Source organism: Tardiphaga sp. (assembly GCF_028290785.1).
Lineage (GTDB): Bacteria > Pseudomonadota > Alphaproteobacteria > Rhizobiales > Xanthobacteraceae > Tardiphaga.
The window spans coordinates 1-8072 of the sequence record NZ_JAQGJD010000222.1 but is presented as its reverse complement, the minus strand read 5'-3'; the positions used below and the strand labels follow the sequence as shown (position 1 = coordinate 8072).

Annotated in this window: 9 protein-coding genes and 1 pseudogene; 9 read left to right on the top strand and 1 reads right to left on the bottom strand. The window is 68.2% G+C overall.

All coding sequences use genetic code 11. The annotated features are described in order from the left end of the window. A pseudogene (locus JWR89_RS13665) lies at nucleotides 1-839 on the top strand (DUF2793 domain-containing protein); the annotation flags it as partial. Between the two features lie 13 nt (nucleotides 840-852). Here the strand turns inward: JWR89_RS13665 and JWR89_RS13660 are convergent. Then, nucleotides 853-1032: a hypothetical protein gene (locus JWR89_RS13660; RefSeq protein ID WP_299717010.1), complete on the bottom strand. Its 180-nt coding sequence runs from the start codon at nucleotides 1030-1032 to the stop codon at nucleotides 853-855. Nucleotides 1033-1134: 102 nt separating this feature from the next. On the opposite strand from JWR89_RS13660, the gene JWR89_RS13655 reads away from it, so the two are divergent. From JWR89_RS13655 to ccmI, 8 genes are all read left to right on the top strand, one after another. Further along, the gene (locus JWR89_RS13655) at nucleotides 1135-1743 is read left to right on the top strand and encodes a glycosyl hydrolase 108 family protein (protein ID WP_299717008.1); all 609 of its coding nucleotides are present in this window, start codon (nucleotides 1135-1137) and stop codon (nucleotides 1741-1743) included. Then, nucleotides 1743-2315, top strand: coding sequence for a 3TM-type holin (locus JWR89_RS13650; protein ID WP_299717006.1), 573 nt, complete (start codon nucleotides 1743-1745; stop codon nucleotides 2313-2315). The genes JWR89_RS13655 and JWR89_RS13650 overlap by 1 nt, the downstream gene beginning before the upstream one ends. Before the next feature lie 118 nt (nucleotides 2316-2433). Then, nucleotides 2434-3102, top strand: a complete 669-nt coding sequence (locus JWR89_RS13645) for a response regulator transcription factor (protein ID WP_299717004.1) — start codon at nucleotides 2434-2436, stop codon at nucleotides 3100-3102. A 222-nt stretch (nucleotides 3103-3324) separates the two neighbouring features. Next, a complete protein-coding gene (locus JWR89_RS13640; RefSeq protein WP_299717002.1) occupies nucleotides 3325-4707 on the top strand; it encodes a sensor histidine kinase in 1383 nt (460 codons plus the stop codon). Nucleotides 4708-4734: 27 nt separating this feature from the next. Further along, nucleotides 4735-4962, top strand: coding sequence for a type II toxin-antitoxin system HicB family antitoxin (locus JWR89_RS13635; RefSeq protein WP_299717001.1), 228 nt, complete (start codon nucleotides 4735-4737; stop codon nucleotides 4960-4962). A gap of 91 nt (nucleotides 4963-5053) precedes the next feature. Next, nucleotides 5054-5530, top strand: coding sequence for an RT0821/Lpp0805 family surface protein (locus JWR89_RS13630; protein WP_299717000.1), 477 nt, complete (start codon nucleotides 5054-5056; stop codon nucleotides 5528-5530). Nucleotides 5531-5628: 98 nt separating this feature from the next. Next, a complete protein-coding gene (locus JWR89_RS13625) occupies nucleotides 5629-7017 on the top strand; it encodes a hypothetical protein (RefSeq protein ID WP_299716998.1) in 1389 nt (462 codons plus the stop codon). A 133-nt stretch (nucleotides 7018-7150) separates the two neighbouring features. After that, nucleotides 7151-8072 (top strand): c-type cytochrome biogenesis protein CcmI (gene ccmI, locus JWR89_RS13620; protein WP_299716996.1); only part of this gene is annotated, 922 nt, incomplete at its 3' end.

Below are 8072 nucleotides of genomic sequence, written 5' to 3'. Positions count from 1 at the left end.
GCCCGGATGGAGTCACCTGGCTCGACGCGCTGCGGATAGCGCGCGCCAGCGGCAAGGTGAGCTTTCCGGCAAGCGGCGGTCCGCGCGAGATGCTGGCGGCGGATCGCACCTATTACGTTCGCAGTGACGGCAGCGACGCCAATTCCGGCGCCGCCAATTCAGCCGGCAGCGCCTTTCTCACCATCCAGAAAGCGGTCGAGACGATCTGCGCACTGGACCTGTCGATTTTCCAGGCCACCATCCAGCTCGCCGACGGAGCCTATGGGGGCACGATCACGCTGAAGCCGTATCTCGGCGCGCTGCCGCCGATCATCAAAGGCAACGCCGCGACCCCCGCCAACGTCGCCATCAGCACCGCGAGTTCCGCGGTCAGCAATGCCGGCGGCGGCGTCTGGCGTGTTCAGGACGTGAAGATCACAACCAGCGCCGGCAATGCGCTGTCGGCGACCGGCGGCGGCACAATCCGTTTTCAGAACATCGAGTTCGGCGCTGTCGCCGGCTACCACATTTTCGCAGGGCCCTCGAGCAACGTCGTCGCGCTGGGCGGCTATGCGGTGTCGGACGGCGCGCAATATCACATCGCAGCCAACGGCTATGTCTCCCTGGCCGGAATGACGGTGAGCTACAGCGGCGCGCCGGCATTCAGCGGCGCCAACATTCTGGCCGGCCGCGGCGGCGTGGTCGACTGCTTCGGCATGAGCTTCGTCAATGCTGCGGCGGTGACAGGCTCACGCTACGCTGCGCTGCATAACGGCGTGATCTTCTCCAACGGCGGCGGCGCCAGCTATCTGCCGGGCAGCAGCGCAGGCAGCACGGCGAGCGGCGGCGTGTTCGCCTGATCGCGGGTGGGCCTCACACCGTGACGTCGAGCAGGTGAGCGTCCGCCGCGACGCGGCGGCTGTGCTCGTCGTCCGGCTCCGTCTTGGCTGCGGACGCCGGCGCGCACAGCGGAGCGCGCGGCCGCTGATCGGAATCCTGCCGCGCGTAAACGCGAAGTCCGGGCCGCACGGCACGCGATCGCTCGACGCTCATCGCTCCGCCTTACGCGCGCCGGCTTAAAGCGCCGCTGCGCGCGGCCGCGCAATTTGAATCGAATTCGATCCGGCATAGCCGGCCCCCCTTGGAGAGTCCGATATGGCGCAATCCTCATTCGAGGCGGCGTTGTCGCGCCTGCTGCGCGACGAAGGAGGCTACACCGATCATCCGAGCGATCCGGGCGGGCCAACCAATTTCGGCATCACCCTGGCGGACGCACGGCGCTACTGGAAAGCCGATGCGTCGGCCGCAGACGTCAGGGCGCTGCCGCTCAGCGTTGCGCGCGAGATCTATCGCAAGCGCTATTGGGCGGCGCTGCGCTGCGACGAGCTGCCCGCCGGAGTCGATTACGCGGTGTTCGATTATGGCGTGAATTCCGGCGTCGCTCGCGCCGGCAGGGTGCTGCGTCGCAGGCTCGGACTGCCCGACAGCCCGGCGAGCGTCGATGCCACGGTGATCGCGGCGGCTCGCCGTGCCGACGCCACGAAACTGGTCCGCGCGCTGTGCGCCGAGCGGCTGGCGTTTCTGAAGGCGCTGAAGACCTGGCCGGTGTTCGGGCGTGGCTGGTCACGGCGCGTCGCGGGAGTGGAGGCGGCCGCGCTGGCGATGGTCACAGCAGCGAGCCCGGCAGTCGCCATGTCGGGATGGAGCCGCCTGGTCGCCGCTGCGGCGAACTGGTGGCGCGGCGTGCAAAAGGGAGAAGGCTGATGGACTGGAGCATCTTGATGCGTCAGGTGATCTCGCTTGGCGCGCCGCTGATCGGCACCGCGCTGGGCGGGCCGTTCGGCGCGGCCGCCGGACAGATCCTCGCCAGTGCGGTCGGTGCGCCGGCGGCCACTCCCGCGGCTGTGCAGGAAGCACTGCCCGCCGCGAATGCCGAGGCGCTGGCTGCGGCGGATGCGCGCTGGGCCGAGATGGTGCGCGCCGAAGCCGAAGCGACGCAGACCGCGATCCGCGAGACCCAGGCGACGATCCGCGCCGAGATCGCCAGCGAGGATCCGATCCAGAAATGGTGGCGACCGCTCTACGCGTTCGAGCTGACGTTCGAATGCGCCGGGCTGTGGGTCGTGTTGCTGCACGAGTTCTGGACTTCCGACCTGCAGACGCTGAATGCGATGATCGGCGCCACCACGCTGTTCGTCAGCTATTGGGCCTTTCGCTTCGGCGTGCTCGGCGTCTATGTCTCCGGCCGCACCCGCGAAAAGGTTTGCGCCGCGATGGGCGAGGACGCACCGGGCCTCATCGAGAAAGTCGCCAAGGCGGTGCTGAAGCGCAAATGAGCCCGCAGGGTCGCCTGCCGATCACCTGAGCAAAATGTAATGCGGCGGGTCAATCGCCATTCATCCGCCATTCACGCGCACCGTCCAATCTGGCAAGAAGCCCGCAAGGAGCTAAACCGTGCGCTTGCTTGTCGTCGAAGATGATCCCGATCTAAATCGCCAATTGGTCGCCGCGCTTGGCGGCGCCGGCTATGTGGTGGATCGCGCGTTCGACGGCGAGGAGGGACACTTCCTCGGCGACAGCGAGCCGTATGACGCGGTGGTGCTCGATATCGGGCTGCCAAAGATGGATGGCATTTCGGTACTGGAAGCCTGGCGCCGCTCCGGCCGCGCGATGCCGGTGCTGATCCTCACCGCGCGCGATCGCTGGAGCGACAAGGTGCAGGGCTTCGATGCCGGCGCCGACGATTACGTGGCCAAGCCGTTTCACCTCGAAGAGGTGCTCGCCCGAATTCGCGCGCTGTTGCGACGGGCCGCCGGCCATGCCACCAGCGAACTGACCTGTGGGCCGGTGACGCTCGACACACGAACTAGCCGCGTCAGCGTCAGCGGCAATCCGGTGAAGCTGACCAGCCACGAATACCGGCTGCTGGATTATCTGATGCATCATTCCGGGCGGGTGGTGTCGCGCAGCGAACTGGTGGAGCATCTCTACGACCAGGATTTCGACCGCGACAGCAACACCATCGAGGTGTTCGTCGGCCGCATCCGCAAGAAGCTCGACGTCGATATCATCCAGACGGTGCGCGGCCTCGGCTACCTGCTGACGCCGCCGACGGGCGCGTAGCGCGATGCGCGCAATGCCCCTCCACGAGTCGTCCCCGCGAAAGCGGGGACCCATAGCCGCCATCTTTTCGTGGCGGCAAGTCGGCAGAGGCCTTTGCTCCACCCGAGGGGACAGAGGCTATGGGTCCCCGCTCCGCGCACGCCTTCGGCGTGCTAGGCGGGGACGACGACTGAAAGGCTGTGCCGCATCGCAGCTGACACACGTGCGCCGGACGGCTTTTTAATGCGCGGCAGCTCGCTGGCGACGCGGCTGTTCCTGTCGGCGACGGGGTGGGTGGTGGTGATTCTGGTGATCACCGGGATCATCCTGTCGTCGGTGTACCGCTCGGCCACCGAGCGCGCCTTCGACCGACGGCTCAATCTGTATCTGCGCACTTTGGTTGCCGAGGTGGCGACTCCGGATACGCCCGACGCCCCCGACCACGAGATGCAGTCGCTCGGTGAGCCCCTCTTCGAACTGCCGCTGTCCGGCTGGTACTGGGAAATCGCCCCGGTGGATGGCACCAAGGCGGAGAAGAAGGCGTCGCGCTCGCTGTGGGACAAGAAGCTGCCGAAGCTCGAGGACCAGGGCGTCGAGCTGACATTGTCCGGCATCCGGCAAGGCTATGTGGACGGGCCGGAAGACCAGCGTCTGCGCATGGTGGAGCGCCCGGTCGATCTCGGCGCCGACGGCAAGTTTCGCGTCAGCGTCGCCGGCGACGCCACCGAGATTTTCGAGGAAACGCGAACCTTCGACTGGTACCTCGGCAGCACCTTTGCCGCGCTGTCGGTGATCCTGGTGCTGACCACGATCTTCCAGGTCCGCTTCGGCCTCGCCCCCCTGAAACGCATTTCCGACGCCATCGCCGACATCCGCTCCGGCCGCGCCGAACGGCTCGAGGGCGAATTCCCGGTGGAGATCGCGCCGCTGGCGCGCGAGACCAACGCGCTGATCGATGCCAACCGCGCCATCGTCGAGCGCGCCCGCACCCATGTCGGCAATCTCGCCCACGCCATCAAGACGCCGCTGTCGGTGATCGTCAACGAGGCCGCGGGCAGGGGCGCCGATCCGTTCGCCGCGAAGGTGCTGGAGCAGGCCGACGTGATGCGCGACCAGGTGGCGCATCACCTGGAGCGCGCCCGGATCGCCGCGCGCCTGACCATCGTCGGCACCGTCACCGACGTGGCCCCGGCGATCGAGGCACTGTGCCGGACCATGGAGAAGATCCACCGCGACCGCGACATCGCCATCGACGTCGAGGCGGACGCTTCGGCAAAATTCCGCGGCGAAAAGCAGGACCTCGAGGAGATGGCCGGCAACCTCGTGGACAACGCCTGCAAGTGGGCGGATTCCCGCGTCTTCATCGAGGTGCTGGTGGAGCGCCAGGGCGCCACGGACCCCGCGCCAAAACTGCGCATCATCGTCGATGACGACGGCCGCGGCCTGTCGGTGGCGGAACGCACCACCGTGTCACGCCGCGGCCAGCGGCTCGACGAGACCAAGCCGGGCTCCGGGCTCGGGCTGTCGATCGTGGTCGACCTCGCCGCGCTGTACGGAGGCAGCCTGACGCTGGGGACGGCGCCGATCGGCGGACTGCGGGCGGAGCTGGTGCTGCCGGGGGTGTGAGGTTGATAGCGAACCAGAGAGCGACCCGTGACTGAGACTCAACGATATCCGGCCCATGTTTTCTACAGTGAGGAAGACGAGGGCTTCATCGCCATCGCTCCCGATCTGCCGGGGTGCTCGGCCTTTGGCGATAGCCAGGAAGAGGCCGTGGCCGAGTTGCGGGATGCCATCGAAGCCTGGCAGATGGCCGCACGGCGTGCGGGAAATCCAATCCCGGGCCCGTCGCCGCGACCCTCCGTCGCCCGCGCGATCTAATTCAAATCTCCCGCCCCGTTCCCGCCCGAATTATCCCGTCTCTGAGCGTCTGCCTCTGCGGCGTTCCGCCCGCGGGCCACCGGGACCGACCATGCTGAAAGCTCATGCCGTTGTGCTGCTCGCCGCGACGCTGGCGCTGGGCGGCTGTGACATCACCGGATCGGAAACCGGGCCGGGTATCGGCGCCGGAACCTTTACGCGCGCTTACACCAGCACGAAGTCGGCCATTGGCCTATCCAGCGGCAGCGAGGCGGCCTCGGCGGTGACCAACGCCGCATTCGGCGGCCTGATCGGCGCCAAGCTCGGCGCTGCCCTGAACGACGAAGACCGTCGGCTGGCCTATGAGGCGCAGATCGTCGCGCTGGACCGCGGCGCCCCTGGCGCGCCGGTGCCGTGGCGCAACGCGGTCTCCGGCCGCTTCGGCAACATCGTCGCCGGCCCGCTCTACGAGCAGAAGGGCGCGCAATGCCGCGGATTTTCCCACACCATCACGGTCGGAACCGAGCTGAAAACCGCTCGCGGCACCGCCTGCCGCAGCCCCGAGGGCGGCTGGGCGGCGGCCGGTTGAATACCTCCTCCTCAACGGCTTCTTAACGCACCCCCTGCTACAAAACCCGGTGGCCGCTTGCGGTCCTGGAGCTGCCGAACCACGCGAATTCTGGGTGCATGAGCAAGACATCGATCGATCGCCTGCGGGAATATCTTGCGCAGCTGCCGCCGCAGTCGCAGGCGCTGCTGATGCGTGAGTACGAGCGCTCGATCGCCCGCGGCGAAGACATTGCGGTCGCCAACTTCGTGCTCGATCAGTTGCGCGGCGTGGTGCGCGGTTCCGAAAACGCGGTGCGGCCCCGCGTCGAGGATCCCACGCGGCTGGTTTTCAAGTCGCTCGAACCGTTCCTGGTGGAAGGCGTCGGCCCGGTGCGGCCGGGACAAATCCGGCGCGCCTCGCTGCTGCCGGTGTGGCAATGGCTGGAGCGCGACGCCGCCGCGGCGGTCGCTGAATTCGAGGCCGCCATCGGTGGATCGCCGGAGCCGGGTGCGGCCGAGATCGAGCGCGCAGTGCGCAAGTTGCAGCAGGCCGCCGCCGATCTGATCATCAACATCACCACGCCGGGGCCGAACAACCGCGGCAGCTCGCGGATCGGCCCGCCGCACGCGGTCGAGGATCTGCCGGGCATCGGCGCCGTGCTGAAAGCCCGCGAGCCGCTCGACGCCTTCGCCGGCAAGCTGCCCAGCGTGCTGCGCACCTTCGGCGACTCCCAGATCGCCTCGGTCAGCAGCGCGCTCAACCTGCCGTCGCTGGTGACGCCGCAGGTGCTGCCGTTCGCGCTGTCGTTGGTGATGCACCGGCTCGCCGCGCCGTGGCAGATCATCCGCCTCGCCGTCAAGATCGCCGCCTCCGACGACGAGATCCGCGTCGCCGCGACGTCCTACGGCGTCGCCGTCACCATGGCGCTGGCCGACCTGTCGCGGGTCGCCGCCAATCTGCGCACCGACATCAAGCGCGGCAAGTTCGACACCGCCCCCGAATTGCTGAAAACCGCCCATGACGGCGTCCGCGGCCTGCGCACCGAACTCGACATGCGCAACGACTCGGTGTGGGGCCGCCAGATGGCGGCGATCCGGGTCGACATTTCCAGCACGCTGCAGTCGGAAATCGAGAGCGTGCCGGGCCGCGTGCGCCGGCTGCTGCGGCAGCGCGCCGACAAGGACATTTCGCCGACCGCGCATATCGATCCGGTCGATGTCGACGAGACGGTGGCGCTGATCAACTTCGTCGCGGTATGCCGCACCTATGCCAGCGAGCTGGCGATCAACGAGGTGACGCTGCGGACCTATTCGGACCTGCAGCAATATGTCGAGAAATCCACCGAGGCGCTGGTGCAGTCGCTGCGCGCCGGCGATGCCCGCGTCCGCGCCTACCGGCAGATGCAGGCCAGGGCCGCAATCCGGTTCTGTCAGCAGTTGTTCGGCCAGGAATACGCCGCTTTGATGGACCGCGCCGCGGAAAGCGCCATGGCCGTGGTGGAGCGCAAGCCGAAGAAGGCGGGGTGAGGCTTCGCATTGATTCATATCAACTTTCCCGCCTCGCGTAGTGCCGTACTTGTCAATTGCGCGGCGGGTTTAGAAATGGTGTAACCCGGCTGGAGCGGCCATGTTTCGCGGCCGCCGGTACCGGAACCTGTCGATGACGCTGTGGTTTGTGTTCGCGCTGATGACCGCCGCGGCGATCTTCGCCGTGCTGTGGCCGCTTGGGCAGGCGCGCTCCGGCAACGGCGGCTCCGAGGCGGCGGTGTACAAGGACCAGTTGGCCGAGGTCGGCAGGGATGCCGAGGCCGGGCTGATCGGCGCGGCGGAGGCCGGTGCGGCCCGTGTCGAGATCAGCCGCCGGCTGCTCGCGGCCGACGACGCGGAAAGCGACGTCGCCGTGCGCTCGAGCCCGCGCTTTCGCCGCGCGGTGGCGGTGCTCGCGCTGATCGGCCTGCCGCTGATGGCCGTCGGCTTCTATCTGCCGCTGGGATCGCCGCGGCTGCCCGACTTCCCGCTGGCGGAACGCAGTGCGACGCCGAGCGCCGCGCAGCCACTCGACAATCTGGTGGCGCAGGTCCAGGCGCATCTGGAGCAGAACCCGACCGACGGCCGCGGCTGGAACGTGCTGGCGCCGGTGCTGGCGCGGCTCGGCCGCTATGACGACGCGGTCACCGCGTTCCGCAATTCGATCACCTACAACGGCGACAGCGCCGCGCGCCGCGCCGATCTCGGCGAAGCGATGTCGGCGGCGGCCAATGGCGTCATTACCGCCGAGGCGAAGACCGAATTCGAACGCGCGGTGGCGCTGGACGCCGACGAGGTCAAGGCGCGCTACTTCCTCGGCATCGCCGCCGAGCAGGATGGCCGCGGCGCCGAAGCCGCCGCGATCTGGCGCGGCATGCTGGCGAAGGCGCCGGCCGACGCGCCGTGGCGCCCGATGGTGCAGGCGGCGTTGGCGCGGGTCGGCGGCGGATTGCCCGGCCTGCCGGCGCTGTCCGACGATACGATCGCGTCGGTGCAGGGCATGAAGGCGGACGACCGCAACGCCATGGTGCGCGGCATGGTGGATCGCCTTGCCA